Origin of the sequence: Nocardiopsis deserti (assembly GCF_008638355.1) — a bacterium.
Classification (GTDB): domain Bacteria; phylum Actinomycetota; class Actinomycetes; order Streptosporangiales; family Streptosporangiaceae; genus Nocardiopsis; species Nocardiopsis alborubida.
Genome location: NZ_VWVS01000012.1, coordinates 334,788 through 361,248, shown reverse-complemented (window position 1 = coordinate 361,248; position 26,461 = coordinate 334,788). Strand labels below are relative to the sequence as shown.

General features: G+C 70.6%; 29 protein-coding genes. 8 read left to right on the top strand and 21 right to left on the bottom strand.

The features are described 5' to 3' along the window. Window positions 1-70: 70 nt before the first annotated feature. The 8 genes from FYW99_RS16660 (at window position 71) to FYW99_RS16625 (ending at window position 7,980) form a co-directional block, all read left to right on the top strand. On the top strand, window positions 71-982 hold the full coding sequence (locus tag FYW99_RS16660; RefSeq protein WP_150252941.1) for an ABC transporter ATP-binding protein: 912 nt from the start codon (window positions 71-73) through the stop codon (window positions 980-982). Continuing rightward, entirely contained in the window at window positions 979-1,836 is an 858-nt protein-coding gene (locus FYW99_RS16655) for an ABC transporter permease (protein ID WP_150252940.1), read from the top strand. Before FYW99_RS16660 ends, FYW99_RS16655 begins: the two co-directional genes overlap by 4 nt. Then, window positions 1,833-3,143, top strand: coding sequence for a sensor histidine kinase (locus FYW99_RS16650; protein WP_190394686.1), 1,311 nt, complete (start codon window positions 1,833-1,835; stop codon window positions 3,141-3,143). Before FYW99_RS16655 ends, FYW99_RS16650 begins: the two co-directional genes overlap by 4 nt. Next, window positions 3,140-3,772, top strand: coding sequence for a response regulator (locus FYW99_RS16645; protein ID WP_150252938.1), 633 nt, complete (start codon window positions 3,140-3,142; stop codon window positions 3,770-3,772). Before FYW99_RS16650 ends, FYW99_RS16645 begins: the two co-directional genes overlap by 4 nt. Window positions 3,773-3,857: 85 nt before the next feature. Then, window positions 3,858-4,523: a DUF1707 SHOCT-like domain-containing protein gene (locus FYW99_RS16640; protein ID WP_150252937.1), complete on the top strand. Its 666-nt coding sequence runs from the start codon at window positions 3,858-3,860 to the stop codon at window positions 4,521-4,523. Window positions 4,524-4,767: 244 nt separating this feature from the next. Beyond that, window positions 4,768-6,381: a M20/M25/M40 family metallo-hydrolase gene (locus FYW99_RS16635; protein WP_150252936.1), complete on the top strand. Its 1,614-nt coding sequence runs from the start codon at window positions 4,768-4,770 to the stop codon at window positions 6,379-6,381. A 304-nt stretch (window positions 6,382-6,685) separates the two neighbouring features. Continuing rightward, window positions 6,686-7,282, top strand: a complete 597-nt coding sequence (locus FYW99_RS16630) for a cob(I)yrinic acid a,c-diamide adenosyltransferase (RefSeq protein WP_150252935.1) — start codon at window positions 6,686-6,688, stop codon at window positions 7,280-7,282. Window positions 7,283-7,530: 248 nt separating this feature from the next. After that, the gene (locus FYW99_RS16625; RefSeq protein ID WP_150252934.1) at window positions 7,531-7,980 is read left to right on the top strand and encodes a hypothetical protein; all 450 of its coding nucleotides are present in this window, start codon (window positions 7,531-7,533) and stop codon (window positions 7,978-7,980) included. Window positions 7,981-8,149: 169 nt separating this feature from the next. On the opposite strand, the gene FYW99_RS16620 is transcribed toward FYW99_RS16625, so the two are convergent. From FYW99_RS16620 to FYW99_RS16520, 21 genes are all read right to left on the bottom strand, one after another. Further along, on the bottom strand, window positions 8,150-9,355 hold the full coding sequence (locus FYW99_RS16620; protein ID WP_150252933.1) for a cation:proton antiporter: 1,206 nt from the start codon (window positions 9,353-9,355) through the stop codon (window positions 8,150-8,152). A 109-nt stretch (window positions 9,356-9,464) separates the two neighbouring features. Further along, window positions 9,465-9,980 (bottom strand): hypothetical protein, encoded by a 516-nt coding sequence (locus FYW99_RS16615; RefSeq protein WP_150252932.1) that lies wholly within the window; start codon window positions 9,978-9,980, stop codon window positions 9,465-9,467. 93 nt (window positions 9,981-10,073) lie between these two features. Continuing rightward, complete coding sequence (locus FYW99_RS16610) at window positions 10,074-10,385, bottom strand: MTH1187 family thiamine-binding protein (protein ID WP_150252931.1); 312 nt, start codon at window positions 10,383-10,385, stop codon at window positions 10,074-10,076. A 44-nt stretch (window positions 10,386-10,429) separates the two neighbouring features. Beyond that, window positions 10,430-10,912 (bottom strand): DUF2550 domain-containing protein, encoded by a 483-nt coding sequence (locus FYW99_RS16605; RefSeq protein ID WP_190394685.1) that lies wholly within the window; start codon window positions 10,910-10,912, stop codon window positions 10,430-10,432. Between the two features lie 30 nt (window positions 10,913-10,942). Next, window positions 10,943-11,332, bottom strand: a complete 390-nt coding sequence (locus FYW99_RS16600; protein WP_061078083.1) for a F0F1 ATP synthase subunit epsilon — start codon at window positions 11,330-11,332, stop codon at window positions 10,943-10,945. 125 nt (window positions 11,333-11,457) lie between these two features. Further along, on the bottom strand, window positions 11,458-12,900 hold the full coding sequence (gene atpD / locus FYW99_RS16595; protein ID WP_150252929.1) for a F0F1 ATP synthase subunit beta: 1,443 nt from the start codon (window positions 12,898-12,900) through the stop codon (window positions 11,458-11,460). A 5-nt stretch (window positions 12,901-12,905) separates the two neighbouring features. Then, the gene (locus FYW99_RS16590) at window positions 12,906-13,826 is read right to left on the bottom strand and encodes a F0F1 ATP synthase subunit gamma (protein WP_150252928.1); all 921 of its coding nucleotides are present in this window, start codon (window positions 13,824-13,826) and stop codon (window positions 12,906-12,908) included. A 3-nt stretch (window positions 13,827-13,829) separates the two neighbouring features. Continuing rightward, a complete protein-coding gene (atpA, locus tag FYW99_RS16585; protein WP_061078085.1) occupies window positions 13,830-15,470 on the bottom strand; it encodes a F0F1 ATP synthase subunit alpha in 1,641 nt (546 codons plus the stop codon). Window positions 15,471-15,535: 65 nt separating this feature from the next. Continuing rightward, window positions 15,536-16,360 carry a F0F1 ATP synthase subunit delta gene (locus FYW99_RS16580; RefSeq protein ID WP_150252927.1) on the bottom strand — a complete coding sequence of 275 codons (825 nt, stop codon included), beginning with the start codon at window positions 16,358-16,360 and terminating at the stop codon, window positions 15,536-15,538. Then, complete coding sequence (gene atpF / locus FYW99_RS16575) at window positions 16,360-16,905, bottom strand: F0F1 ATP synthase subunit B (protein ID WP_061078087.1); 546 nt, start codon at window positions 16,903-16,905, stop codon at window positions 16,360-16,362. Before atpF ends, FYW99_RS16580 begins: the two co-directional genes overlap by 1 nt. Window positions 16,906-16,957: 52 nt before the next feature. Then, on the bottom strand, window positions 16,958-17,188 hold the full coding sequence (gene atpE / locus FYW99_RS16570; protein ID WP_013151386.1) for an ATP synthase F0 subunit C: 231 nt from the start codon (window positions 17,186-17,188) through the stop codon (window positions 16,958-16,960). A gap of 123 nt (window positions 17,189-17,311) precedes the next feature. Further along, complete coding sequence (atpB, locus tag FYW99_RS16565; protein WP_026338246.1) at window positions 17,312-18,142, bottom strand: F0F1 ATP synthase subunit A; 831 nt, start codon at window positions 18,140-18,142, stop codon at window positions 17,312-17,314. Between the two features lie 105 nt (window positions 18,143-18,247). Further along, window positions 18,248-18,478, bottom strand: coding sequence for an AtpZ/AtpI family protein (locus FYW99_RS16560; RefSeq protein WP_061078089.1), 231 nt, complete (start codon window positions 18,476-18,478; stop codon window positions 18,248-18,250). 105 nt (window positions 18,479-18,583) lie between these two features. After that, window positions 18,584-19,009: a hypothetical protein gene (locus FYW99_RS16555; RefSeq protein ID WP_150252926.1), complete on the bottom strand. Its 426-nt coding sequence runs from the start codon at window positions 19,007-19,009 to the stop codon at window positions 18,584-18,586. Window positions 19,010-19,233: 224 nt separating this feature from the next. After that, window positions 19,234-20,397: an MraY family glycosyltransferase gene (locus tag FYW99_RS16550; protein ID WP_150252925.1), complete on the bottom strand. Its 1,164-nt coding sequence runs from the start codon at window positions 20,395-20,397 to the stop codon at window positions 19,234-19,236. 12 nt (window positions 20,398-20,409) lie between these two features. Next, window positions 20,410-21,204, bottom strand: coding sequence for an L-threonylcarbamoyladenylate synthase (locus tag FYW99_RS16545; protein WP_150252924.1), 795 nt, complete (start codon window positions 21,202-21,204; stop codon window positions 20,410-20,412). A gap of 29 nt (window positions 21,205-21,233) precedes the next feature. After that, window positions 21,234-22,061, bottom strand: coding sequence for an HNH endonuclease (locus FYW99_RS16540; protein WP_223839089.1), 828 nt, complete (start codon window positions 22,059-22,061; stop codon window positions 21,234-21,236). Window positions 22,062-22,129: 68 nt separating this feature from the next. Beyond that, window positions 22,130-22,993: a peptide chain release factor N(5)-glutamine methyltransferase gene (gene prmC, locus FYW99_RS16535; RefSeq protein ID WP_150252922.1), complete on the bottom strand. Its 864-nt coding sequence runs from the start codon at window positions 22,991-22,993 to the stop codon at window positions 22,130-22,132. After that, window positions 22,990-24,060 (bottom strand): peptide chain release factor 1, encoded by a 1,071-nt coding sequence (gene prfA / locus FYW99_RS16530; protein ID WP_150252921.1) that lies wholly within the window; start codon window positions 24,058-24,060, stop codon window positions 22,990-22,992. The genes prmC and prfA overlap by 4 nt, the downstream gene beginning before the upstream one ends. Before the next feature lie 112 nt (window positions 24,061-24,172). Then, window positions 24,173-24,382 carry a 50S ribosomal protein L31 gene (rpmE, locus tag FYW99_RS16525; RefSeq protein ID WP_061078094.1) on the bottom strand — a complete coding sequence of 70 codons (210 nt, stop codon included), beginning with the start codon at window positions 24,380-24,382 and terminating at the stop codon, window positions 24,173-24,175. 197 nt (window positions 24,383-24,579) lie between these two features. Next, window positions 24,580-26,412, bottom strand: a complete 1,833-nt coding sequence (locus tag FYW99_RS16520) for an L-lactate permease (protein ID WP_150252920.1) — start codon at window positions 26,410-26,412, stop codon at window positions 24,580-24,582. Window positions 26,413-26,461 lie beyond the last annotated feature (49 nt).

The following is a 26,461-nucleotide window of genomic DNA, read 5'->3' as shown; positions in this document are numbered from 1 at the left end:
CATCCGGAGGACACGGGTACGGCCCGGCGGCCGATACCCGGGAGGCCGCGTCCGGGAGAGAGTCGGTGGCATGAGCGAGACAGCGATCGAGGTCCACGGCCTCCGCAAGAAGTACGGCGACGACGAGGCCGTCGCCGGGATCGACCTGAGCGTCCCGCGCGGCGAGGTCTTCTCCCTCCTCGGCCCCAACGGCGCGGGCAAGTCCACCACCGTCGAGATCCTGGAGGGATTCCGGCGACGCGACGACGGCACCGTCCGCGTTCTGGGCGAGGACCCCGGCACCGCCGGGCGCCGGTGGCGCTCGCGCATCGGCGTGGTCTGGCAGGGGGAGGCCATGATCCCCCAGCTGTCCGTGCGCGAGGTGGTCCGCCACTTCGCGGGCTACTACCCCGACCCCCGCGACCCCGACGCGGTGGTCGACCTGGTCGGCCTCGGCGAGAAGTCCCGGGCGCGGGTGACGTCCCTGTCCGGCGGGCAGCGCCGCCGCCTGGACGTGGCCCTGGGCATCGTCGGCAGGCCGGAGCTGCTGTTCCTGGACGAGCCCACCACCGGGTTCGACCCCAGGGCCCGGCGCGACTTCTGGACGCTGATCGGCGACCTGGCCCGGGGCGGCACCACCATCGTCCTGACCACGCACTACCTGGAGGAGGCCGAGGCGCTCGCCGACCGCGTGTGCGTGATCGCACGCGGCAGGGTGCGCGCGCAGGGCTCCCCCTCCACCCTGGGCGGGCGCGCCTCGGCCCAGGCCACCGTCGGCTGGACGGTCGACGGACAGCGCCGCGAGACCCGCACCGACGAGCCCGCCCGGGTGGTGGGTGAGCTGTCCGCCCTGTTCTCCGGCGAGGTTCCGGGGCTGAGCGTGCACCGCCCCACGCTGGAGGAGGTCTACCTCGGCCTGATCGGCGAGGACGACCAGGACGGCGACGGAAGCGACGACAGGGACGGCCGCGACCGCCCCGCCGAGAGGAAGGTGTCCGCGTGAGCACCGCGACCGAACGCACCCCCGCCGACCCCTCCGTCCCGGCCTCCTCCTCCGACCGCCTGCCCGGCGCGCTGCGCGTCGGGCTGTCCCGGGGGTGGCTGGAGATCCGCGAGTTCGTGCACGAGTGGGAGAGCGTGATCTTCACCTTCTCCCTGCCCGCGCTGATCCTGGTGATGTTCTCGTCGATCTTCGACGGCATGTTCGACATGGGCATGCCCGCCGTGGACTACTACCTGCCGGGCCTGGTGGCGATGGGCCTGATGTCGGTCAGCTTCCAGCAGCTGGGCCTGAGCATCGCCAACGAGCGCGAGCAGGGCGGTCTGCGCCGCCTGCGCGGCACCCCGATGCCGCCGACCGCCTACTTCGTCGGCAAGACCGTGGTGGTGCTGTTCCTGGCCCTGGGCCAGCTGGTCCTGCTGCTGGGCGTGGCCGTCCTGGCCTTCGGCGCGCGCATGCCCGACGACCCCGCCGCCTGGGCGACACTGGCGTGGGTGTTCGCGCTGGGCACCGTCTCCTGCTCCCTGCTGGGCATCGCGATCAGCTCCCTGGCGCGCAACGTCCGCTCCGCCTCGGGCATCGTGGTCGTGCCCTTCCTCGTCCTCCAGTTCATCTCGGGCATCTTCGTGCCGGTCATCGCCCTGCCCGACTGGGTGCTGGACGCCGCCGCGCTCTTCCCGCTGATGTGGATGGCGCAGGGCCTGCGCGCGGCGTTCTTCCCCGCCGAGATGGCAGCCTTCGAACCCGGCGGTTCGTGGGACCTGTCCTCGGTCGCCCTCGCGCTGGGCGTGTGGTGTGTGGTGGGCTTGGCGCTGGTACTGCTGACGTTCCGGTGGAAGACGCGGAAGGACGGGTGATCACCGTGGCCGCACGGGCTCCGGGGGACGGCCCCGTCCCGACCGCGCCGTCCCCCGAGCCCTGCGGGGCCCCGTCCGGGGAGGAGGAGCGCGACGAACGGCACGCCTGGGACCTGGGCGTGTGGTGGGACGTGTACTTCATCTCCGTGATGACGGCCATGGCGGCCATCGCGCTGCTCACCAGCGTCCCCTCCTGGCGGTGGCCGCTCGTGGGCCTCATGGCCGCGGTGACGGCCGTGTACCACCTGTTCGGCAGGCGGCTGATGCTGCGCGAGGAGCGCGTCCGCCCGCCGGTCCTCATGGCCGTCCTGCTCGTGCTGTGCCTGCCCGCGGTGACGGTCAACCCCACCCTGACCTTCCTGGTCGTGGCCGTGGCCCCGCTGTGCTTCATGACCGCCTCGATTCCGGCCGCCATCTCGACGGTGGGCGCGATCCTGCTGATCCCGATGCCGCTGCGCGGCCTGCTCGGGATGAGCGAGTGGGACAACGTCGCCGTCAACGTCCTGGTCAACGGCGTGATGGTGGGCTACACGCTGTGGTTCGGCAGCTGGCTGGGGCGGATCATCGAGCAGAGCTACGAGCGCTCCGAGCTGATCCGGAAACTGCGCGAGAGCCGTCTGGAGGTCGCGCGGCTGTCGGAGGAGACCGGGGCCATGGCCGAGCGCGAGCGCCTGGCGCGCGAGGTGCACGACACCCTCGCCCAGGGCTTCACCAGCATCGTCGCGCTGACCCAGGCGGTGGAGACGGAGATGGACGCCGACCCCGCGCTGGCCCGGCGCCACCTCGCCCTGATGCGCGAGACCGCCGCCGAGAACCTCGCCGAGGCGAGGGCCATGGTGGCCGCCCGCCAGCCGGTGGGCCTGGACAGCCAGACCCTGGAGGCCGCCCTGGACAGGGTCGCCTCCCGTCTGAGCGGTGAACTCGGCGTCCCCGTGGACACGGCGGTGCTCGGCGCCCCGGCCACCCTGTCCAACGACCTCCAGATCTGCCTGCTGCGCACCGCGCAGGAGGCCCTGGCCAACGTCCGCAGGCACGCCGGGGCCGGACACGTGCGGGTGGCCCTGGAGTACACGCGGTCCGCCGACGGAAGCCCCGGCCCGGTGGAGCTGTCCGTCGCCGACGACGGCGTCGGCTTCGACCCCGGGAGGCCCTCGCCCGGGAACGGGCTGGCGAACATGCTGCACCGGGCGGACGCCGCCGGCGGCGTCCTGGAGGTGGACAGCGCCCCCGGCCGCGGTACCCGCGTCCGGATGTCGCTGCCCCTGCCCCCGAACGTTCCACGAGGTGACGAGGAGTCCGCGCCGTGATCCGTGTCCTGCTGGTCGACGACCACCCGGTGGTCCGCGAGGGCATCCGCGGCATGCTCGCCGCCGAGGCCGACCTCACCGTCGTGGGCGAGGCCGCCTCCGGCCCCGAGGCGGTCGTCCGGGCGGCCGAGCTGGAGCCGGACGTGGTGTTGATGGACCTGCGCATGCCCGGCGGCGACGGGGTGGAGGCCACCGAGCGCATCAGCGCCGAGCGGCCCGGCACGCACGTGCTGGTGCTCACCACCTACGACACCGACGGCGACATCCTGCGCGCGGTGGAGGCGGGCGCCACCGGCTACCTGCTCAAGGACACCCCGCGCGCGGAGCTGGCCGAGGCCGTGCGCGCCGCGGCGCGCGGGGAGACCGTCCTGACCGGGCGGTTGGCGGGCAAGCTGTTCACCGGCATGCGCCAGCGCGGCGAACCCGCCGCCGTCCTGTCGCCCCGCGAGGTGGAGGTGCTGCGCCTGGCCTCCGAGGGGCGCACCAACGCGGCGATCGGGCACGCCCTGCACATCAGCGCGACCACGGTGAAGACCCATCTGATGCGGGTCTACGACAAGCTCGGTGTGAGCGACCGGACGGCCGCGGTGAGCCAGGCGATCCGCCGCGGGCTGCTCCCCGAGGACTGACCCGGGCCCGCGGGCCCGGGTCTCAGGGTCGTCTCGGGGAACCTCCCCGATGCGGCGCGCCGCGCGGCGACGGAAGAATGGTCCTATGGTGGAAACGATGAGCGAAGCCACTCCCCCCGAGCACGGCCGGATGCGCGCCTCCGACGCCGACCGTGACTCCGTCGCGCACCGCCTGCGTGAAGCCCTCGCCGAGGGGCGCCTGGACCCGGACGAGCACAGCGAGCGGCTGGACGCGGTGTACCGGGCCAAGACCATCGGCGAGCTGGTCCCCCTCACCGAGGACCTCCCGGCGCCGAACGGCCCCGGCGCCTCCGTCGTCCCCACCGACTTCCGTTCGCCCCGGCCGCTCTACGGCGGCGGCCGGATCGTGGACCAGGAGCCCACCAGCCGGGCCGCGGTCGTCGTCATGGGCGGCGCCGACCGGTCGGGCAACTGGGTCGTGCCGGGCACCTTCACCGCCTTCGCGGTGATGGGCGGGATCGAGCTGGACCTGCGCGAGGCCCGGTTCACCCAGCGCGAGACCAGCATCTGGGTCTGCGCCGTCATGGGCGGGGTGGGCATCACCGTGCCCGACGACGTGCAGGTGCGGGTGCACGGCCTGCCGCTCATGGGCGGCTTCGGCGTCTCCGAGAACACCCCCAGCGTGGTGGACCCGGACGCGCCGGTCGTGCACATCCGGGGCATCGCCGTGATGGGCGGGGTGGGCGTCGAGTACAAGCCGCGCAAACACCAGGACGAGATCGAGGAGTAGGGGGCGTCTCCCTCTCCGGAAGGACACGGGCCCTCGGACAAGACGTTCTGCTCGCCCGGGGCCGTCCATGGAACCACACTGCCACCCCATGCGTAAGGTCTGTGGCTGATTGTGGCAATTGTGGTCATCGGTCCTTGCCGAGACCACCTCCGCGGTGTCAGGCTGCACCGGTACTTCGCCTACCCAAGGTGTCCATCCCCCGACTCCAAGGAGCGGTGGACCCCCGCACTCCGGAGGAAGATCCTTGCGCCCCAGTTCCGAAGGCAGGCCAGCACGCGGAGCGGCCGTCCCCGCGTCCCGGCGCCGTGCCGCCACGGCCGGTGCCGCGGCCGTCCTGATGACCGTCGCCGCCCTGGCGTCCTCCCCCGCCCACGCCGAGCCCGGGCAGCCCGGGCCCCCGGACCACTCCCGCGCCCCCGAGCACGCGGGTCCGCCCGCGCACGCGGGTCCGCCCGCGCACGCGGGCAGGCCGAGCGAGGACCCGCCGCTGTCGGAGCGGGTGAGCTCGGACGCCATCCGCGAACACCTGGAGAACCTCGACACCATCGCCGAGTACAACGGCGGCAACCGGGCCACGAACACCCCCGGCTACGACGTCGCCGCCCTCTACGTCGAGGACCAGCTGGAGCGCGCGGGGTACGAGCCCTACCGGCACGAGTACGAGTACGAGCTGTGGCGGGAGAACTCCCCGGCCGTCCTGGCCCAGACCGCGCCGGAGCAGGCCGCCTACGAGGTCGACACCGACTACGCGACCATGAGCTACTCCGGCTCGGGCGACGTCACCGCCCCGGCGGTGGCCGTCAACGCCGACAGCACCGCGAGCGGCTGCTCCCCCGACGACTTCACCGACTTCCCCGAGGGCGCGATCGCGATCACCGTGCGCGGCACCTGCCCGTTCTCGGACAAGGTGGACAACGCCGCCGCCGCGGGGGCCGCGGCCGCCCTGGTGGTCAACAACGAGGACGAGGTCTTCCTGGGCACCGTGGGCGAGCACTCCGCCATCCCCGCCCTGGGCGTGTCCGGGACGCTGGGCGCCGAGCTGCTGGCCGCCGACGGCCTGGAGCTGCGGGTGAGCGTGGACGCCGAGATCAGCGACGAGACCTCCTACAGCGTGCTGGCCGAGACCCCGGGCGGCCGGGACGACAACGTGGTGGTCGTGGGCGGCCACCTCGACAGCGTCGCGGACGGCCCCGGCATCAACGACAACGGCAGCGGCACAGCCTTCCTGCTGGAGACCGCCATCCAGCTGGCCGAGCAGGAGGAGCCCAACAACAAGGTGCGGTTCGCCTTCTGGGGCACCGAGGAGGAGGGCCTGGTCGGCTCCACCCGGTACGTGGAGGACCTGACCGCGCAGGAGGTCGAGGACATCGCCCTCTACCTCAACTTCGACATGATCGGCTCGCACAACTACGGCCGGTTCGTCCTGGACGGCCGGATGGAGCTGCCCGGGTCCGTGGCCGCCCCGTCGGGCTCCGGAGCGATCTCGAAGGTCTTCGAGGACTACTTCGCCTCCCAGGACCAGGTCAGCGAGCCCGGCGTGCTGAGCGGACGCAGCGACTACCAGGCGTTCATGACCGCGGGCATCCCGTCGGGCGGCCTGTTCAGCGGCGCCGACGGCGTCAAGACCGAGGAGCAGGTCGAGTGGTACGGCGGCACGGCGGGCGAGCAGTTCGACCCGTACTACCACACCGCCGACGACACCATGGAGAACATCAACTGGGACGCGGTGGCCGAACTGTCCGCGGCCGGTGCGCACGGCGTGGAGTTCTTCGCCCAGAGCACCCTGCCGGTGAACGGGGTGCTGCGCACGACGGCCGCGCCCAGCTTCCCGCGCCTGGGCGACGGCTGGCTGATGTAGTCCCCGCACGACCCGTGTGAGGGGCGTGCCCCGCACAGCGGGGCGGGCGGCGTGAACCCCCCGGTTCCACGCCGCCCGCCGCGGTGCCTCCCCCTCCGCGGCTCCCGGGTGACCCCCTCTGGCACCCGGACGCCGCACACGGACACCGCCGGAGACTACTTTCGGTAGCCCCCCGGTTTCCCAATGTATCAGTGAATTGCATCACCTTCACACGCTGATATTGAACAGTTATCCTGCGTCACGCCGGGCGTTCCTGCCCCACCGCCGCACCCGCCGGAGCGTCGCCGAACCCTAGGGTGGGGGCATGACCAAACGGGACACCGACAAGCCGGTCGTGCTGTCGAAGATCTACACGCGCACCGGCGACGCCGGGACGACGGCGCTCGGCGACATGAGCCGGACCGGCAAGAACGACACGCGCCTGGTGGGCTACGCCGACACCGAGGAGGCCAACGCCGCCCTCGGCACCGCCCTGGCGCTGGGCGACCTGCCCGACGACGTCCGGGGCCTGCTCGGACGGGTCCAGAACGAGCTGTTCGACCTGGGCGCCGACCTGTCCACGCCGATCGTGCCCGACCCGGAGTACCCGCCGCTGCGGGTCCTGCCCGAGTACGTCACCCGGCTGGAGGAGGCCTGCGACGCCTACAACGCCGACCTGCCCACCCTGCGCAGCTTCATCCTGCCCGGGGGCTCCCCCACCGTGGCGCTCATGCACACCGCCCGGATCGTGGTCCGGCGGGCCGAGCGCAGTGTGTGGGCGGCCGTCGAGGAGCACGGCGAGACCGTCAACCCGCTCACCGCCCAGTACCTCAACCGGCTCTCCGACCTGCTGTTCATCCTCGGCCGGTACGTCGCCCGGGAGGGCGACGAGGTTCTGTGGAAGCCCGGCGGCGAACGCTAGCGCCCCGGCCCCCGTCGCGGTCCCCGGACCGCGCCCGGCCGCCCGTCCGTACCCGAGGGGTCCCGCTCGGTCTCTGAGCGGGCCCCTCCGCGCTCCCCGGCCGTCCCGGGGCCTCCCCCGCCCCGGAACCCCGTCCCAACGGGCGTTCGCGACCTGCGCGGACGGAAATCGTCCGGTGGGACGCGTGTCCTCCGCGGGACTGGGGTTATGGGTTCCTGACACAGGAACGGACGAAGGAAGGAACCCAGATGACCACCAGAGCCAGACCGGCGACCGTCACGGCGGTCTTCGTCCTGCTGATCCTGATCGCGGTCTACCAGATCGTCATGGGCCTGCTCAACCTCCTCGGCGCCACCGCCATGGCCACCGTCCCGATGATCGCCGAGAACACGCAGATGCCCGCCTGGGCCGTACTGACCAACGCGGCCATCGGCCTGGTCTACGGCGCGCTGTCGGCCGTCCTGGCCGCCATGGTCAACCGGAACCGCGACGGCGTCCGCACCTCAGTGACCGCGGCCAACGCGGTCTACGCCGTCGTGATCCTGGCGCTGCTGTTCACCCCGGTCAGCGGGGTCCCCGAGATCGTCGCGGCGCTCTTCGCCATCACGGTGGCGGTCCTGGCCAACACCGCGACCGCCAAGGAGTACTTCTCCGGCGTCGCGGTCCCGGGCGGGCACGCCCACCCGCAGGTCGGCTGACCGCCCCCCTGACCGCGCCCGGTCCGTCACCCTCCCACGGGCCGGGCGCGCCCCTGTCCGAACCGTCGGCTCCGCGCTGTCGGCACGGACGGCACGGACGGCACCGGGAAGCGTCCCGCGAAAGGCCCTCCGGACCGCCACGGACACGAAACGGCACGGGGGACCCGCCCTAACGCTTCGTTCCCCCTGCCGGTGACCGGGAACGGCGGAGCAGGGCACCGCCCACCTGGGGCAGGACGAGCACGCTCAGCATGCCCGCGCCCAGGAGGGCGGCGGCGGAGGCGCCGTCGAGGGCGCCCGTCCCGGTCCCGATCGTCGCCAGGACCGCGATCAGGGGCAGCGCGGTCGCCGAGAACAGGACCAGGGGAAGCCGCTGCCGTTCGGGGACGTCGCCCCGAGACAGCAGGTACTCGGGGCCGCCCCGCACGACCAGGAAGGCCGCCAGCAGCAGGGGGACCAGCAGCAGCGTCACCGGGGCGGCCAGCAGCGCCGACAGGTCGAATCGCACCCCCGTCACCACGAAGAACACCGGTATCAGGAAGCCGAAACCGACGGCGTCCATCTTCGACTCCACCCGTTCGACCGCGCCCGGATGGTTGGTGGTGAACATCAGCCGCACGATGATCCCCGCCGCGAAGGCGCCCAGCAGCGCGTCGAGTCGCAGGCTCGCCGCCAGCCACACGAACAGCACGATCACCAGCATGCACAGGCGGACGGCCAACTGGGTGCTGGAGCCGAGAGTGGCCCGGATGAGCCGCGCCAGCCGCTCCGAGGGCGGCCGGGTCGCACGCCAGGCCGCCAGACCCGCGAGGGCGAAGAACCCGGCCAGCAGCAGGGTCGCCTCCAGCGGGCGGTACCCGCTGAGCAGCAGGGTGATCAGCACGATCGGCCCGAACTCCCCCATCGTCCCGGACGCCATGAAACGGGCTCCGAAGGCCCCCTCCAGTCCCCCGGAGTCCCGCAGGATGGGCAGCACCGTGCCCAGCGCGGTGGTGATCAGGGCCAGGCCGATGATCAGGGCCGTCTGGGAGGCGCCGAACAGGGCCCACCCCGTTCCCAGCCCGAGGGCGACCGAGCACAGCCAGGCCAGCCCCGCGCGCCGCAGCGGCCTGCCCCTGATCCGCGCGAAGTCGATCTCGTACCCGGCCATGAACATGAGCAGCGCGAGTCCGAGGTCGGCCAGCATCGCCACCGTCTCGGTCTCGCGGACCAGCCCGAGGACGGAGGGCCCCAGGACGATGCCGAAGACGATCTCCAGCACGACCGAGGGGACGACCACGAACACGGCCAGCCTGTCGGTGACCAGCGGGGCGAGGAAGGCCGCCACGAGGATCAGGAGCAGCATGCCCAGTGTCTGCGCGGCGTCGCCTTCCATGTCCCCCTCGTTCCACGGAGCGGAGCCGCTCCGGCCGTGGGCACACTACGCGCAGCCAGGACGGCACGGCGGGAGACACGCGGGTACGGGGTAGGGAGGCACCCGGCCCTCAGCACTCGGGCGGGAACTCCTCCTCCGGGACGAACTCCGGCTCGGCCGACCCCCCGGCGGTGGCGTACACGCCCTGGTCCTCGGCCAGCACACCGGTCGTGAACGCGACCGTGCCGATGTCGTGCTCGGTCTCCTCGCCCGGCGGGGCCTCCCGCGAGCCGATCCCGACGACGTACTCCTCCCGCTCCGACTCCGGGACCAGGCGGTAGACCTGTCGTCCGTCGCCGTCGGTGATCCGCCAGGCGTCACCGGGGGCGGCCAGGTCCACCTCGGTCCGGTCTCCCTCGAAGCCACGGGTGGCGATCAGGTGGATCCGCTGTCCGCCGCCGGAGAGATCGATCTGGCGGGGGACGGCGTCACCGCACCAGGCCACGACCAGCACGGGGAACTGGTGCGCGGCGGAGAAGTGGCCCGTGGCCACGGCGCCGACGTGGCCGCCCGCGGGCTGGCAGGCGGCGAGCAGGGGGACGAGGAGGGCGGAGCCCAGGAGCCGGGGAAGTCGCGAGGCGAGCATGGAACCGCATCCTGCCGTGTCCGGCCGCCCAGGGGAAGGGGCCACGGGGCACGGCGGCGCCGTGTCCCGTGAAGGTCCGGTTGGGGCCCGGGGTCAGGCGCCGCCGAGCTCGCGCTCGACGGCCTCGACCTTGGCGCGCAGGCCGTCGGTGACGCCCTCGCGGACGTCGGCCTTGAGGGTGAGGCTGACCCGGGAGGACCCCTCCCCCGCGGCCTGCACGGCGCGCTTGACGACGTCCATGACCTCGTCCCACTCACCCTCGACGCTGGTGAACATGGCGGAGGTCTCGTTGGGCAGTCCGCTCTCCCGGACCACCCTCACCGCGCGGGCGACGGCGGGGGCGACGGACTCACCGGTTCCGAGAGGGGCTACGGAGAAAGCGACGATGGTACTCATGCCAGCCATGCTAGGCACACGGGGGTGCACGGGGGAACCACCCACGCGGGACCTCAGCTCTCCCAGTGGGTTCCCGGGGGCATCGACTCCAGCCACGACAGGAAGCCGGTCTGCGTACCCTCGCTCATGGCGATCTCGTACGCCGCCTCGCGGGGGTCGGAGCCGTCGGCGAGCAGCCAGCCCACCTGGAGCACGGTGAGGTCCGCCGGCAGGTCCTCGCCCCCGGCGGGGGCGCGCCGCCCCACGACGACGAGACCGCGGCGCGACAGCTTCGCTGTCGGCCGCGGTCTGAGTGAGAAGATCGGGAACCAGCCCAGGTTCTCCGTGCCGTACCGGCCGAAGCCGATGCGCCAGGACCCCCGGCGGCCCGGCACCCCGACGGCGCGCAGGTAACACTCCACCGCGCCGCCGCGCCGTACCAGGATCCAGCGGCGCAGGGTGACGGCGAGTGCCAGCACCAGGAGGACGACGAGCAGGGCGAGCAACACCCACAGCGCGGACTCCCACCAGGGTGCTCCGGACCGGAGCCGTTGCATGCCCACCACTCGTTCCGCCGTCCCGGTACGCTAGGCGACTTCCTCGCCCGCAGCCCGCAGGCGGCTGTTGGCACGGCCCAGGGCGTCGGTGTCTCCGGCCTCGGCCGCGTTCTTCAGCGCCGTGCGCGCACGGTCCACATCGATGTCCTCGGCGAGCTCGGCGGTCTCGGCGAGGATGGAGACGCGTCCCTCACCCGACACCGAGACGAACCCGCCGTGCGCGGCGGCCCGGACCTCGCCGGTCTCCCGCGCACCCAGCACGCGAACGACCGCGTCGTGGGCGAGCAGGGACAGCACCGGGACGTGCCCGGGCATGACGCCCATCTCACCCTCGACGGTCTTCGCGATGACCATGTCGCCCTCGCCCGCCCAAATCTCACGTTCGGGCGAGACGATCTCGACGAAAAGCTTCTTCGACACTGCCACAAACTCCTCGGCTAGCGGGTGATTCGGCCGGGCCGGTCCCCGACTGGGGGGACCGGCCCGGCCGGAGAACTAGCCCGCCCGTCGCCCGCCACCATCCTCGGCGGACGCTACGCGCGGTTCTAACCCTGTAGCTTCTTGGCCTTCTCGACGGCCATGTCGATGTTGCCGACGTCGAGGAACGCCTGCTCGGGCAGGTGGTCGTACTCACCGTCGCACAGCGCCTTGAAGGAGGAGATGGTCTCCTCCAGGGGCACGAACACGCCCGGGTTGTTGGTGAACTTCTCCGCCACGAACATGTTCTGCGACAGGAAGCGCTCGATCCGGCGCGCCCGGTTGACGACGATCTTGTCCTCCTCGGACAGCTCGTCCATACCGAGGATGGCGATCTGGTCCTGGAGGTCGTTGTTGCGCTGGAGGATCTCCTTGACGCGCTGGGCCACCTGGTAGTGCTCCTCGCCCACGTACTGCGGGTCGAGGATGCGGGAGGTGGAGGTCAGCGGGTCGACCGCCGGGTAGATGCCCTTCTGCGAGATCGGGCGGGAGAGCTCGGTCGTCGCGTCCAGGTGGGCGAAGGTGGTCGCCGGAGCCGGGTCGGTGTAGTCGTCCGCGGGCACGTAGATCGCCTGCATCGAGGTGATCGAGTGGCCGCGGGTCGAGGTGATCCGCTCCTGGAGCTGGCCCATCTCGTCCGCCAGGTTGGGCTGGTAGCCCACGGCCGAGGGCATGCGGCCCAGCAGCGTGGAGACCTCCGAACCCGCCTGGGTGAAACGGAAGATGTTGTCGATGAACAGCAGCACGTCCTGCTTCTGGACGTCGCGGAAGTACTCCGCCATCGTCAGAGCGGACAGGGCCACCCGCAGACGGGTGCCGGGGGGCTCGTCCATCTGGCCGAAGACGAGGGCGGTGTCCTGGAGGACCTCCATCTCGTCCATCTCCAGGAAGAGGTCCGTACCCTCACGGGTGCGCTCGCCGACACCGGCGAACACGGACACACCACCGAAGTTGCGGGCGATACGCGTGATCATCTCCTGGATGAGCACGGTCTTGCCCACACCGGCGCCGCCGAACAGGCCGATCTTGCCGCCCCGCACGTACGGGGTGAGCAGGTCGATGACCTTGATGCCCGTGACCATCATCTCGGTCTTGGACTCGAGCTGGTCGAAGGCCGGGGCCTTGCGGTGGATCGGCCAGCGCTCGGTGACGCCCAGCTCCGCGGTCGGCACGTCCAGGGACTCGCCCAGGGTGTTGAACACGTGGCCCTTGACGACGTCGCCGACGGGCACGCTGATGGGCGCGCCGGTGTCGCGCACCTCGGCGCCGCGGACGAGGCCGTCCTGCGGGGCCAGGGAGACCGTGCGCACGAGGTTGTCACCCAGGTGCTGGGCGACCTCCATCGTGATGGTCTTGGCCTTGCCGCCGATGGTCACGTCGGTGTGCAGGGCGTTGTAGATGGCAGGCAGGGAGCCGACGGGGAACTCCACGTCGACGACCGGGCCGGTGACCCGGGAGATCCGGCCGGTGGCGGTGCCAGCCCCAGCCGTCCCTTCAACTGTCGCAGTCACTTTTGTTACTCACTTCCCGCGCTGGCAGCAGCGAGCGCGTCGGCACCGCCGACAATCTCACTGAGCTCATTGGTGATCTCAGCCTGACGTGCCTGGTTGGCCAGGCGGGTCAGGTTCTTGGCGAGTTCCTCGGCGTTGTCCGTGGCCGCCTTCATGGCGGCGCGACGGGAGGCCTGCTGGGAGGCGGACGACTCCAGGAGCGAGAAGTAGATCCTGTTGACGACGTACTGCGGCAGCAGCTGGTCCAGGACCTCCTCCGCCGAGGGCTCGAACTCGTACAACGGAAGCGGCTCACCTCCGTGCGCGGCCTCGAGCTCGGAGCTGTCGACCTCCTCCACCTCCAGCGGCAGGGCCCGGACGGTCCCTGCGCGCTGGGTCAGCATCGAGACGAACTCCGTGGAGACCACGTGGATCTCGTCGACACCGCCCTCGGCGGCGTCGGCGGAGAACTTCTCCATGAGGGCGGAGCCGATCTCCTGGGCGTGCGCGTAGGTGGGGCGCTCGGTGAAGCCCTCCCACTGCGCCTCCAGGGGGCGGTCGCGGAACTTGTAGAAGCCCACGCCCTTGCGGCCCACCATGTAGGTGAGGACCTCCTTGCCCTGCTCCCGCAGGAGCTGGGTGAGGGAGTCCGCCTCCTTGAGCACGTTGGTCGAGAAGGCGCCCGCCAGGCCCTTGTCGCTGGTGATGACCAGGACGGCGGCGCGGGTGGGGTTCTCGGCCTCGGTCAGCAGCGGGTGATCGGTCACCCGGCTGGCCAGGGCCGAGACCGCCCGGGTGATCTCCCGCGCGTAGGGCCCAGCAGCCTCCGCCGCACGCTGCGCCTTGGTGATGCGCGTCGTGGCGATGAGCTCCATCGCGCGGGTGATCTTCGCCATCGACTTCGTCGAGCGGATCCTCCGGCGATAGACGCGAAGCTGTGCACCCATGGGTTACTTCCCGCCCTTGGCGACCTTGATGGTCTCCTGGCCGACCTTCTCCTGGTCCAGCGCCTCGGCCTCGGCCTCGGTGCCCAGGAGGGTCCCGGCGGAGGTCTGGAAGCCCTGCTTGAACTTCTCCAGCGCGGAGTCGAGGGACTTCTGGGTCTCGTCCTCGAACTTGCCGCTCTCACGGATGTTGTCGAGGATGCCCGAGTGCTCGCGGTCCAGGTAGTCCAGGAAGTCCTCCTCGAAGCGGCGCACGTCCTCGACCGGGACGTCGTCGACGCGACCGGTGGTGCCGGCCCAGATCGAGACGACCTGCTTCTCCATGGAGAACGGCGAGTACTGGCCCTGCTTGAGGAGCTCCATCAGACGGGCACCGCGCTCCAGCTGCTGCTTGGAGACGGCGTCCAGGTCCGAACCGAAGGCGGAGAACGCCTCCAGCTCGCGGTACTGGGCCAGGCCCAGACGCAGGGTGCCGGAGACCTTCTTCATCGCCTTGGTCTGCGCGGCGCCACCGACACGGGAGACCGACACACCGACGTTGATCGCCGGGCGCTGGCCCTGGTTGAACAGGTCCGACTCCAGGAAGACCTGGCCGTCGGTGATGGAGATGACGTTGGTGGGGATGTACGCCGAGACGTCGCCCGCCTTGGTCTCGATGATCGGCAGGGCGGTCATCGACCCCTTGCCCATCTCGTCGGAGAGCTTGGCGCAGCGCTCCAGCAGCCTGGAGTGCAGGTAGAAGACGTCACCGGGGTAGGCCTCGCGGCCCGGCGGGCGGCGCAGCAGCAGCGACACCGCGCGGTAGGCCTCGGCCTGCTTGGTGAGGTCGTCGAAGACGACGAGGACGTGCTTGCCCTCGTACATCCAGTGCTGGCCCAGGGCCGAGCCGGTGTAGGGGGCCAGGTACTTGAAGCCGGCCGCCTCGGACGCCGGGGCGGCGACGATGGTGGTGTACTCCATCGCGCCGGCCTCTTCGAGGGCGCCACGCACACCGGCGATGGTCGAGCCCTTCTGGCCGATCGCGACGTAGATGCAGCGCACCTGCTTGTCGGGGTCGCCCGACTCCCAGTTGGCCTTCTGGTTGATGATCGCGTCGATGCAGACCGCGGTCTTGCCGGTCTGCCGGTCGCCGATGACCAGCTGGCGCTGGCCGCGGCCGATCGGGGTCATCGAGTCGATCGCCTTGATGCCGGTCTGGAGCGGCTCGTGGACGGGCTTGCGCTCCATCACGGAGGCAGCCTGGAGCTCCAGCTCGCGGCGCTCGGTCGACTCGATCTCGCCCTTGCCGTCGATGGGGGCGCCCAGGGGGTCCACCACGCGGCCGAGGAAGTTGTCACCCACCGGCACCGAGAGGAGCTGGCCGGTGCGGCGCACCTTCTGGCCCTCCTCGATGCTGGTGAAGTCACCCAGCACGACGACACCGATCTCACCGATCTCGAGGTTCTGGGCCAGGCCCAGGGTGCCGTCCTCGAACTGGAGCAGCTCGTTCGCCATCGCCGAGGGAAGGCCACCGACGCGGGCGATGCCGTCACCGGAGTAGGTGACGGTACCGACCTCTTCCGCGCGGGTGGCTTCAGGCTCGTACGACTGGACGAAGCGCTGTAGCGCGTCCCGGATCTCGTCCGGCCGGATCGTCAGCTCCGCCATCTCTACGTTGTCCTTGCTCTCAAATGGCGCCGGGCTGGCGCCGTGCGTGCTTGCCTTGCGTTCTGTCAGCCGGCCAGGCGGCGTTGGGCCTCGGCGATACGCCCGGCGATGGTCCCGTCGATGACCTCGTCACCCACCTGGATGGACAGGCCACCCACGATCTCGGGGGCGACCTCGATGTTGAGGTGGATGTCGCGGCCGTAGGCGCGCGAGAGCGCGGCTCCGAGCCGGGACTGCTGTTGTTCGCTCAGGGCGACGGCGCTGCGGACGACGGCGACGTAGCGCTTGGCGCGCTCGGCGACGAGCTGTCCGAAGTTGTCCAGCGCCTGCTCCAGGGTACGGCCCCTGGGCCGGGTGACCGCTTCTCCGACCAGGACCAGCGTCGCGGGGTTCACCTTGCCCGAGAGCAGGCTCTCCACGAGGGAGAGGCGCTTCTCGGGGGCGATCCCCTCGCGGGTGAGGGCGTCGCGCAGCTCGGGCTGGGCGATGACGATCCGCTGGAAGCGGAACAGCTCGTCCTCCAGCTCGTCGAGCCCCGAGGCGCTCTGGAGCTGGGCGACGGTCGCGTGGACCGCCATCCGCTCCATCGCGTCCACCAGGTCGCGCGGGCCCGACCACTTGGCCGAGACGACGTCACCGGCCACGAGGACCGCGGACGGCGACACCCGGGTCTCCAGGAGCTGCCCGATCAGGCCGGTCTTGGCCTCGGCCGGGTTCGCCTGGTCGGCGAGCCAGCGGCGCAGCGAGTGCTCGCTCCCCAGCAGGGCGACGACCTCGAAGAGCTCGCTGCCCAGGGAGACGCCGCTCTGCGGGGTGCCCGCCGACGCCAGGACGTTCTCGTCCAGGCGCCGGGTCACCTCGGCCAGCGACGTGCGGCTGATACCACGCATCAGCGCACCTCTGCCTGCTGCGTGCTGTCGCTCTGCTCCAGCTCGTCCAGGAACCGGTCGATGACGCGGTTCTGGGCGGCGCCGTCGCTGAGGGTCTCACCGACGATGCGGCTCGCCAGCTCGGTGGAGAGCGCACCGACCTCGTTGCGCAGCTGCACCAGGGCCTGCTGGCGGTCGGCCTCGATCTGGGCGTGGGCCGCCTCGACGATGCGACGCGCCTCGACCTGGGCCTCCTCGCGCGCCTCGGCGATGATCGCCGCCCGCTGCTCCTTGGCCTTCTCCAGCTCCTGGGCGTACTCGCGGTGCGACTCCTCGAGCTTCTCGCGGTACTGCTGGCGGATCTCCTCGGCCTCGGCCTCAGCCCTCTTGGCGCGCTCGATGCCGCCCTCGATGGCGTCGTGACGCTCGTCGAGGACCGCCATGACCTTCGGCACCGCCTTGCGGGCGACAAAGAAGTAGACCACGGCGAGCGCGATCGCACCGAAGGTGAACTTCACCCAGTCGATCCGCAGAATGTTGTAATCGGCTGCCAACTCCACCAACATGGTCAGCCCTCCTTCGCGTCAGTTGCCATCAGATTCCGCCGGCAAACCGTGGTCAGGAACCGGTGGGGGCGGCGAAGGCGAGAACGAAGCCCAGGATGGCCAGGGCCTCGATCAGGGCGAAGCCCAGGTAGATGTTGGTCTGGAGCGGACCGCGCGCCTCGGGCTGGCGGGCGATGGCCTGCATGCCCAGACCGAAGACGATACCGACACCAATACCGGCGCCGATGACGCTGATGCCGTAACCGATGGTGTTGATGTTGCCGGTGATCGCAGCGATGTCCATTGATGTTTCCTTTTACTCGACGTCCGGCGTTGCGCTTCGCAATGGGTCAGTTCGCCGGTGTGGACGGATCTGTGGCTTCCCACACCCCTTCCCGGCCCGGGGGGACCGAGGGGTGTGCGGGGTTCAGTGGGCCGCTTCGAGGGACTGGTTGATGTACAGGCTGGCCAGCAGCGTGAAGATGAACGCCTGGACGGCCATGATCAGGATCTCGAAGAGGAAGAAGGCCAGGTAGCCGAGCAGAGCGGCACCGGAGAAGAGCACCGAAACCGTACTCAGGACCGGTCCGGCCGTCAGGTTCAGCATGTACCAGCCGCCGTAGGCGAACACGGCGAGCAGCAGGCTGCCCGCGAACATGGTCGCGAAGAGACGGAGGGCGTGCGTCACCGGCCGGATGAGGAACACCGAGAGGATTTCGATGGGGGTGACCAGGATGTAGATCACCTTGGGCATTCCGGGGGGGAAGATCTGGTTGCGGAAGTAGCCCCAGCCGCCCTGGTTGCGGATTCCGATCACGATGGTCATGACGTAGATGACCGCCGCCAGCATGGCCGTGAAGGCCAGGTTGCTGTTGACCGGCAACATACCGGGGATCAGGCCGGTGAAGTTCATGGCCAGGATGAGCGTGAACACCGCCGTCATGAACGGCAGGAACCGGTCGCCCTTGGCGCCCATCGTGGGACGGGTGATCTGGTCGCGCACGAAGAGGACCAGCATCTCTCCGACGCTCTGCCTGCGACCGGGGACCAGGCTCAGCTTGCGGCTGAACCACGACCACAGAAGCAGGACGGCACCGACCGCGACGAGCAGCAGGACCAGGTAGAGGTCGATACCCGCGCTGCCGGGGATGTTGGTGTACCACGGCTCGGGGAAGAACATCCCGATCGTGGGCGGTGTGAACCCGCACCCGTTGTCACCGAACAAGTGGCAATTCGGTTCGGCCGCGAGAATGCGCACGTCAGCACTCACGGCGAATCCTTTCGTCGTGACGCAAGAAAGCCTCGTTGATGGTTGTTGCGGAGCGTTGTCGCGCAAACCGCGACGCCGGACTGGTTGGAGGGGTCAGGAGTGACGGGACTTGGAGACGATCAGGTAGATCGCGCCCACCATTCCCAGAACCGCTCCGATGGGCAGGAACAGTGCCTGGAAGCCCAACAGCTTGTCCGCGGCCCAGCCGATCGCGCTCCAGACGAGCACACCCGAGAGCAGAGTGGAGAAGAGGGCCCACCCGTCGGACTGGCGCGGCACCGAATCCTCGTGCGCGTGCGTCTTCCTGGTGGGTTCGCTGCTCATCTCGCTCCGGAATATAGCATGTGAGCTCGGACGGGGACTCTCGGCCCCAGCCGTCGGGAAGCATCGTATTACGCCCGTTTCGAGGGACTCGGCCGGGGGACTCCATCACCCGTTCCCCGAGCTCTCGACCGGGTCGACGTGGAGTGTCCTCGTCCTGGAGATCGTCCACGTCTGACCGCCCAGCCACGCCAGGACGACGGCCAGCGCGCTGTAGACGAAGGCCGCGCTGTCCAGGCCGGCCACGAAGGAACTGCGGCCCAGGGTGACCAGGACGACGCCGAGCACCGCCATCTTGAGGACGAAGCCCACGAGGTTCGCCGCGAGGAAGAGGTCCTTGTTGCGACGGGTGACGATGATGACTCCCGCCTGCCCCAAACCGAAGCAGGCGAGGATGATCACCGAGGCCAGCGCGGAACCGGCCAGGCCCGCCGTACCGGCGAGAAGCGCTGATACTGCCAAGGCCAGAAGAGCGCACGCCACACCGGGAAGCGCGGCGCCGCGGAAGGCCCTCCAGGCGTCGTTTTCCTGCATGGCGAAGCTCCGTCTGGGGTCGTGGTTGCCTGCTCGTGAAAGCTATCACAAGGTTTTTGGTGCTGAATCCGGGGGTTCCTTAACGCGACCTTAACGGTCAACGAAGTGCCCGATCCAGGCGGTTTCCGGCGCCCGTGTCACCTTCGCCACACCTGTTCCGCCACCTTCTCCGCAGGTCAGAAGCGCCTTCCTCCGGACCCAAAGTACGCCCCGCGAGGGCCTGCTCAGCCATCAGTTGGCGAATCGTGATCTGGGGCCGTCTTGACGCTTTCCTTGCGCCGCGGGAACAGCAGTCCGCGCCGCCGCAGGCGGGGCAGCGCGATGAGGCCAACCGCACAGGTGGCCACCAGCGCGGTCACCGCCAGCACGATGACCCAGGAGTCGAACACCGACAGGGCGACCGCGGCGAAGGCCACGATGCCCGCCCACAGGTACATCAGCAGCACCGCGCGCACGTGGCTGTGGCCCATGTCCAGCAGGCGGTGGTGCAGGTGGCCACGGTCCGGCGCGAACGGGGACTTGCCCGCCAGCGTCCTGCGCACGACGGCCAGCACCAGGTCGGCCAGCGGTAGGGCGATCACCAGCAGCGGCAGCGCGATCGGCAGGAACACCACCAGGCCGGAGTTGAACCCCTCGCGCGCGGTGTTGGCGTCGAACTGCCCGGTCACCGTGATGGTGATCGAGGTCAGCAGCAGGCCCAGCAGCATGGCCCCGGTGTCGCCCATGAACACCTTGGCCGGGTGGAAGTTGTGGCAGAGGAACCCGGCGCACGTACCCGCGAGGATGATCGCGATCATCGCCGGATAGGACTGGCGCACGAAGCCCTGCTCCACCGCGACGACGTAGTAGTAGGCGAAGAAGGCCAAGGAGGAGATGGCGACGATGCCCGCCGCGAGGCCGTCGAGGCCGTCGGCGAAGTTGACCGCGTTGATGGTCACCACGATCAGCAGGATCGAGATCATCGCGCCCAGCCACGGACCCAGGGAGAGCTGGGTGCCGGGCAGCGGCAGCCACAGCAGCTGCACGCCCTGCCAGACGAGGATGCCCGCGGCGGCGGTCTGCCCGGCGAGCTTGCTGAGCGCGTCCATGCCCCAGCGGTCGTCGATGACGCCGACGATGGTGATGAGCCCGCCCGCGAGCAGCAGGCCCATCCAGGTGTCGGCGAGGAAGACGTCCTGGAGGTGCGGCAGCTGGGCCGAGATCAACAGGGCGGCGGCGAACCCGCCGTAGATGGCCAGCCCTCCCAGCCGCGGGATGGGCTCGGTGTGCACGTCGCGGTCGCGCACCGGCGGCGTGGCGCCGAAGGCGATGGCGAACCGGCGCACCAGCGGAACGAGCAGGTAGGTCACCGCGGCGGCGATGACGAAGGTGAGCGCGTACTCCCGCACGTCCTGGCCCCTCTAGTTCTTGTCGCCGTCGGGGGCGGTCCCGGGAGCGCTCTCGTCCGCGTCCCGCGAGGCCTCCGGCTCCGGTGACGGGGCCTCCCCCGCGTCCCCGCCCCCGGCCTCGCCGCCCTCCGGCGACGCGGGCTTGCGGGGCCCCTTGCGCAGCTCGCCGATCACGGTGCCGCACACCGCGCGCAGCTGTTCGATGGAGATGGCGCCCGCGCGCAGCACGCGCGGGACCGCGTAGGTCAGGTCGACGATGGTGGAGGAGACGCGGGACTCGGTCTCGCCGCCGTCCAGGTAGACGGCGATGTCCTCGTCACCGAGCTGCTCGATGGCCTCCTCCACGCGGGTCGCGGAGGGCTGGCCGGACTTGTTGGCGCTGCTCACCGCCATCGGCCCGACCTCCTTGAGCAGGTCCAGGGCGACCGGGTCCATCGGCATGCGCACACCCACGGTGCCCTTGGTGTCGCCCAGGTCCCAGGACAGGCTGGGGGTGGCGGTGCACACGAGGGTGAGCGGACCGGGCCAGAACTCCTCCATGAGGTCGCGGCCGTGGTTGCCCAGGTCGTCGACGAGGGCGTTGGCGGCGCGCATCGAGCCGACCAGCACCGGCGGGGGCATCTCACGGCCCCGGCCCTTGGTGGCGAGCAGCCTGGCCACCGCGGTCGGGCTGAAGGCGTCGGTACCGATGCCGTACACGGTGTCCGTGGGCAGCACCACAAGGTCGCCTCGGCGTACCGCGGACGCGGCGTCGGCGATGCCGTCCTTGCGGGCGGTCTCGTCCGCGCAGTCGTAGATGCGGCTCATATGATCGTCGGGCGTGGAAGCTCTGGCCTTCAGGCCGGGGAGGGGACGCCCGTCTCCTTCCTGAAGGTGTAGGCGTAGCCGTCCGCACGTTGGAGCAGGCGGACGTACCTGTGGTTGATGCCCGGCTGACGGCCGTTAGCGGTCATGATGTCGAAGTTACCCTTGGCACGGACCAGAGCTCGGCCGGTGTGGGTGCCCTGCCGCTTTCCGGCCGGGACAGCGGCGCGCACCAGGTCCCCAGTGGTGAAGCCGTAGTGGCGTTTGATCCGATCCCGCCGCGGCCGGGGAAACCCGTACCGGTCCGGGGTCGTCCTGGCATACGACCCGCGCCCCGAGCAGCCTGTGATCAGGACGGTGCTGACCGCCTCGGTGCTGGTGGCTACCTTGCCGACGGAGAGCGCGTCCAACGTGTGGGTCTTTGGCAGGCCATTACGGATACGGTCCCACTTGGTACGCCCGCCCGTCGCGACGTGGGTGGGTAGGCGCTCATCGAGAAGGCGCCACAGTGCCCACCGGGTCGACTGTACGGCGGCGGCGTCTCGCAGCGGTGCCTGGGTCTGGGACCTGATCCGGGCCAGGATCTTCGGACTCTTCACGAACTCCTCCGCCGACCGGACGCCCTTGTCCTGGTTGCAGGGCACGCAGGCGAGGACCAGATGGGAAACACGGTCCGTGCCTCCTCCGGAACGGGGGTGGACGTGGTCGACGTTGACCGGCGCCCCGGTCACGCCGCAGTAGACGCAGGTCCGGCTGAACCCGGCCAGCAGGTACTCGCGCACCTCGAACCCGTACAGGGTGCCGTATTGGTATTCGACGCCCTCCAGTGCCCGACCAGCGGGCAGGGAGGTGCCAGGCACGGGAGACACCGAAGGTTCTCGCCCTCCGGGCGCCCGAGCGCGTGAGCGAAGCGAACCATACAACACGGTCAGCCGTCCTCGTCGGCGCGGCGCATGACCACGAAGCGGTCGCGCCGGGCCAGGTCCTTGCGGTTGAGGACGTCGCGCCATCCCCTGTCCTCGGGAAAGAGCCAGGGGATGTCGATGCCCTGGCCGTCGTGGTGCTCCACGGCCATCGCGCCGCCGGGCCTCAGCAGCCTGCGGCCGACGGCCTCCAGCGCGCGGATCATGTCCAGGCCGTCCTCGCCCGACCACAGCGCGGGGGCGGGGTCGTAGTCGCGCACCTCGGGCGAGATGGCCCCGGCCTCGCGGGTGGGGACGTAGGGGGGGTTGCTGATGAGCAGGTCGACGCGCCCGTTGAACTGGGGAAGGGCGGTGCGCATGTCGCCGTGGTGGGAGGTGACCCGGTCGGCGTGGCCGCTGGCGTCGATGTTGCGCCGGGCCCAGGCCAGGGCGTCGGGGTCGATCTCCACCGTGTGCACGCGCGAGCGCGGCACCTCCTGCGCGATGGAGATGGCGATGGCGCCCGATCCGGTGCCGAGGTCGACCACCAGGGGGTCGGCGACGTCCATGGCGCGCAGGGTCTGGATCGCCCAGTCCACCATGATCTCGGTCTCGGGGCGGGGTACGAAGACCCCGGGCCCGACGCGGAGTTCGAGGTAGCGGAAGTAGGCGCGGCCGGTGATGTGCTGGAGGGGTTCGCGGGCCTCGCGCCGGGACACGCACTCCCAGTAGCGGGCGTCGAAGTCGGAGTCGGCGACCGCGTGCAGTTCCCCTCGACGGACACCGTGCACGAACGCCGCGAGTTCCTCGGCGTCGGTGCGGGGTGAGGCCACACCCGCCTCCGCGAGTCTGCGCGTCGCGCGGGCGACCTCGTCGAGCAGGACGTTCATGAGGACTGCGCCGCTTCGAGCCTTTCCTTGGTGTCCGCGTCCACGAGGGCCTTGACGACCCCGCCGAGCTCCCCGTCGAGGACCTGGTCGAGGTTGTAGGCCTTGTAGCCGACCCGGTGGTCGGAGATGCGGTTCTCGGGGAAGTTGTAGGTGCGGACGCGCTCGGACCGGTCCACCGTGCGGACCTGGCTCTTGCGCTCGGCGGCGGCCTCGGCATCGGCGCTGGCCTGGGCCTCGGCGTAGATGCGGGCGCGCAGGATGCGCATGGCCTGCTCCTTGTTCTGGAGCTGGCTCTTCTCGTTCTGGCACGAGGCGACGATGCCGGTCGGCAGGTGGGTGATGCGCACCGCGGAGTCGGTGGTGTTGACGCTCTGGCCGCCGGGCCCCGAGGAGCGGTAGACGTCCACGCGAAGGTCCTTCTCGTGGATGTCGACCTCGATGTCCTCGGCCTCGGGGACGACCAGCACACCGGCCGCGGAGGTGTGGATGCGGCCCTGGGACTCGGTCACGGGGACGCGCTGCACGCGGTGCACGCCGCCCTCGAACCTGAGCATCGGCCACACGCCCGAACCGGGCTCGGGGGTGCCCTTGTTCTTGAAGGCGATCGTGATGTCCTTGTACCCGCCGAGGTCGGAGTGGGTGGAGTCGATGACCTCGGTCTTCCAGCCCTGGCGCTCGGCGTAGCGCAGGTACATGCGCACCAGGTCACCGGCGAAGAGGGCGGACTCCTCACCGCCCTCGCCCGCCTTGACCTCCATGATGAGGTTCTTGTCGTCGGCGGGGTCGCGGGGGACGAGCAGGACGCGCAGCCGCTCGGTGAGCCGCTCGGCGTCCTCGGTCAGGCGGTCGGCCTCCTCGGCGAAGGAGGAGTCCTCGGCGGCGAGCTCGCGCGCGGCGTCGATGTCGCTCTCGACACCCTTGAGCGCGCGGTAGGTCTCGATGATGGGGGTGAGCTGCGCGTAGCGTTTGCCCAGCGTGCGCGCCCTGGCCTGGTCGGCGTGCACCTCGGGGTCGGCGAGCTGCTGTTCCAGCTCGTAGTACTCCCCCAGTAGGTCGTCCAGCTTCACGTTCGCCCGTCCCCGTCGTGTTGTGCTTGCCTCGCCTGTCCGTCTCCCCCCTCGGGGGCCAACCTGGTCCCGCGGGGCCGGGGAACCGGCCGCCGCGGGACAGCGGGCGGCGCTACTTGCGCTTGCCGAAGCGCTTCTCGAAGCGGGCGACGCGGCCACCGGTGTCCAGGATCTTCTGCTTGCCCGTGTAGAACGGGTGGCACTCGGAGCACACCTCGGCGCGGATCTTGCCCTCGTTGACCGTGCTGCGGGTGATGAAGTGGGCACCGCAGGTGCAGGTCACCTCGGTAGCGACGTACTCGGGGTGGATGTCGGCCTTCATGTGTGTCTCCTCATCAGGGGCGCGACCGCCGGACGCATGACGGGCCGAGCCGCCAGGGGGCGGGTCGGTCGTCGTGGGCCATGCGCGAACCGGTGCCGCGGCGATCCGGGTAACGGGGTGGCGGGCCCCGCCGAAGCAGGGGCGGGCCACTCCCCGCTACCAGTTTGCCAGACCCACAACGTTGCCGGGACCAGTACCTATTCCTCCCCCTCGCGGCCGCCTCTCCTCGGGGCGGCTCCGGCGGTGTGGGAGGGGGACTTGTCCGCGTCGGCCCTGCGCATGAGGAGGACGAGCGCGGCGAGCACGGCGAGGACCAGGAGGAGCGCCACGGTGCCGGCGTTGGGGCCGAACCCGTAGACGAAGATGTAGCTCACCGACCCCGCCAGCAGCACGTAGTAGGTCATGGGCAGGAGGCTCTGGCGGATGAGGTCGCCCTCACGTCCGGCCAGCCCGACCACCGCGGAGGCGGCGACCACGTTGTGCACGGTGATCATGTTGCCCGCGGCGCCGCCCACGGCCTGGGTGGCCACGACGGTCTCAGGCGGGATGCCGATGCGTTCGGCGGTGGAGAACTGGAAGAGGGAGAACATCAGGTTGGAGACGGTGTTGGAGCCCGCGACGAAGGCGCCCAGGGCGCCGATCCAGGGGGCGTAGAGCGGCCAGGTGGCACCACCCAGTTCGGCGGCTCCGGCGGCGAGGGTGAGCGGCATGCTCTCCATGGCGGTGTCGCCGAAGTCGCTTCCGGTGTTGATGAAGACGCGGACGAGCGGAACGGCGAAGAGCAGGGCGACGGCCGCCCCGGCCAGCTGCGATCCGGCCATCTTCCAGGAGTCGGCGATCTGGCGGCGCGTCATGCGGTGCAGGCCGTAGGTGACCAGGCAGACGAGGATGAAGGTCGCGCCGGGCGAGTAGAGGGGTTCGACGAGCTGGGAGACGGGGGTGCCGAAGATGTCGGTGGCCCCGACCGTGACGCCGGTCAGCCAGTTCTCCAGGGGCGTGATGGTGCGGGTGGCCACCAGCAGCGCGGCGACCATGAGGTAGGGCGCCCAGGCGGCGAGGAATCCGACCCGCCTGCCGTCGGCGAGCACGGTCTCGCCGTCGCCGGGGGAGATCCTGCCGCTCCAGCGGGCCAGCCAGTCCTCGCGGGGTGGGAAGTCCCAGGTCCGCTTGGGCATGAGGAAGCCCCTGCGTGCGGCGAGGACGACGATGACCAGGCCGGTGAGACCGCCGAGGAGGCTGGTGAACTCCACGCCGAGGAAGTGGTTGTAGAGGACCGAGGGGACGGTCATGGCGAAGGCGGAGAACAGCGCGAACCTCCACGCCCCGAGGCCGTCGGAGAAGCGCCGGTTGCCGCCGTAGAAGCCGCAGAGCATGCAGCAGATGAAGAGCGGGACGAGGGTGCCGGCGACGGCGTGCAGCAGGACGGTCTGGAACCCGATGAGACTGACGAACCCGGGCATGTCCAGGCCGAGCTCGGCGGCGCGCGCCGCGACCGCGGACGACCCCTCCAGCCCTCCGGAGACGCCGACGAGGATGGGCGTGCCCACCGCGCCGAAACTGACCGGCGTGCTCTGGATGACCAGGCCGACCATGACGGCGGCCATCGCGGGGAAGCCCAGGGCGAGCAGGAGCGGCGCGACCACCGCGGCGGGGGTGCCGAATCCGGAGGCGCCCTCGACGAAGCTGCCGAACAGCCAGCCGATGATGATCGCCTGGACGCGGCGGTCGGGGCTGATGTCGGTGAAGGTGGCGCGGATGGTGGCGATGGCGCCGCTCTTGGTGAGGGTGGACAGCAGCAGGAGCGCGCCGAAGATGATGTAGAGCAGGCCGATCGCGAGGATGAGGCCCTGGACGGTGGAGGCCGCGATCGCGACCCAGTCGGTCTGCCAGAAGAGGACGGCGATGCCGACCACGACGACGTATCCGGCGGGCATCGCGTACATGGCCGGGAGGCGGAACCCGACGAGCAGGACGCCGACGAGGATGATCGGGACGAGCGCGAGGAGGCTGAGCAGGGCGAGGTTGTCCATCCAGACGGCTCCCTGGTGCGGGGACTACTCGACGGCGCGACCCTAGATC

Bases quoted from the DNA above. Each gene is read 5' to 3' on its own strand.
- FYW99_RS16660 (WP_150252941.1), top strand. From the start codon at position 71: ATGAGCGAGACAGCGATCGAGGTCCACGGCCTCCGCAAGAAGTACGGC.
- FYW99_RS16640 (WP_150252937.1), top strand. From the start codon at position 3,858: ATGGTGGAAACGATGAGCGAAGCCACTCCCCCCGAGCACGGCCGGATG.
- FYW99_RS16630 (WP_150252935.1), top strand. From the start codon at position 6,686: ATGACCAAACGGGACACCGACAAGCCGGTCGTGCTGTCGAAGATCTAC.
- FYW99_RS16625 (WP_150252934.1), top strand. From the start codon at position 7,531: ATGACCACCAGAGCCAGACCGGCGACCGTCACGGCGGTCTTCGTCCTG.
- FYW99_RS16620 (WP_150252933.1), bottom strand. From the start codon at position 9,355: ATGGAAGGCGACGCCGCGCAGACACTGGGCATGCTGCTCCTGATCCTC.
- FYW99_RS16615 (WP_150252932.1), bottom strand. From the start codon at position 9,980: ATGCTCGCCTCGCGACTTCCCCGGCTCCTGGGCTCCGCCCTCCTCGTC.
- FYW99_RS16610 (WP_150252931.1), bottom strand. From the start codon at position 10,385: ATGGCTGGCATGAGTACCATCGTCGCTTTCTCCGTAGCCCCTCTCGGA.
- FYW99_RS16605 (WP_190394685.1), bottom strand. From the start codon at position 10,912: ATGCAACGGCTCCGGTCCGGAGCACCCTGGTGGGAGTCCGCGCTGTGG.
- FYW99_RS16590 (WP_150252928.1), bottom strand. From the start codon at position 13,826: ATGGGTGCACAGCTTCGCGTCTATCGCCGGAGGATCCGCTCGACGAAG.
- atpA (WP_061078085.1), bottom strand. From the start codon at position 15,470: ATGGCGGAGCTGACGATCCGGCCGGACGAGATCCGGGACGCGCTACAG.
- FYW99_RS16580 (WP_150252927.1), bottom strand. From the start codon at position 16,360: ATGCGTGGTATCAGCCGCACGTCGCTGGCCGAGGTGACCCGGCGCCTG.
- atpF (WP_061078087.1), bottom strand. From the start codon at position 16,905: ATGTTGGTGGAGTTGGCAGCCGATTACAACATTCTGCGGATCGACTGG.
- atpE (WP_013151386.1), bottom strand. From the start codon at position 17,188: ATGGACATCGCTGCGATCACCGGCAACATCAACACCATCGGTTACGGC.
- FYW99_RS16560 (WP_061078089.1), bottom strand. From the start codon at position 18,478: ATGAGCAGCGAACCCACCAGGAAGACGCACGCGCACGAGGATTCGGTG.
- FYW99_RS16555 (WP_150252926.1), bottom strand. From the start codon at position 19,009: ATGCAGGAAAACGACGCCTGGAGGGCCTTCCGCGGCGCCGCGCTTCCC.
- FYW99_RS16545 (WP_150252924.1), bottom strand. From the start codon at position 21,204: ATGAGCCGCATCTACGACTGCGCGGACGAGACCGCCCGCAAGGACGGC.
- prmC (WP_150252922.1), bottom strand. From the start codon at position 22,993: ATGAACGTCCTGCTCGACGAGGTCGCCCGCGCGACGCGCAGACTCGCG.
- rpmE (WP_061078094.1), bottom strand. From the start codon at position 24,382: ATGAAGGCCGACATCCACCCCGAGTACGTCGCTACCGAGGTGACCTGC.
- FYW99_RS16520 (WP_150252920.1), bottom strand. From the start codon at position 26,412: ATGGACAACCTCGCCCTGCTCAGCCTCCTCGCGCTCGTCCCGATCATC.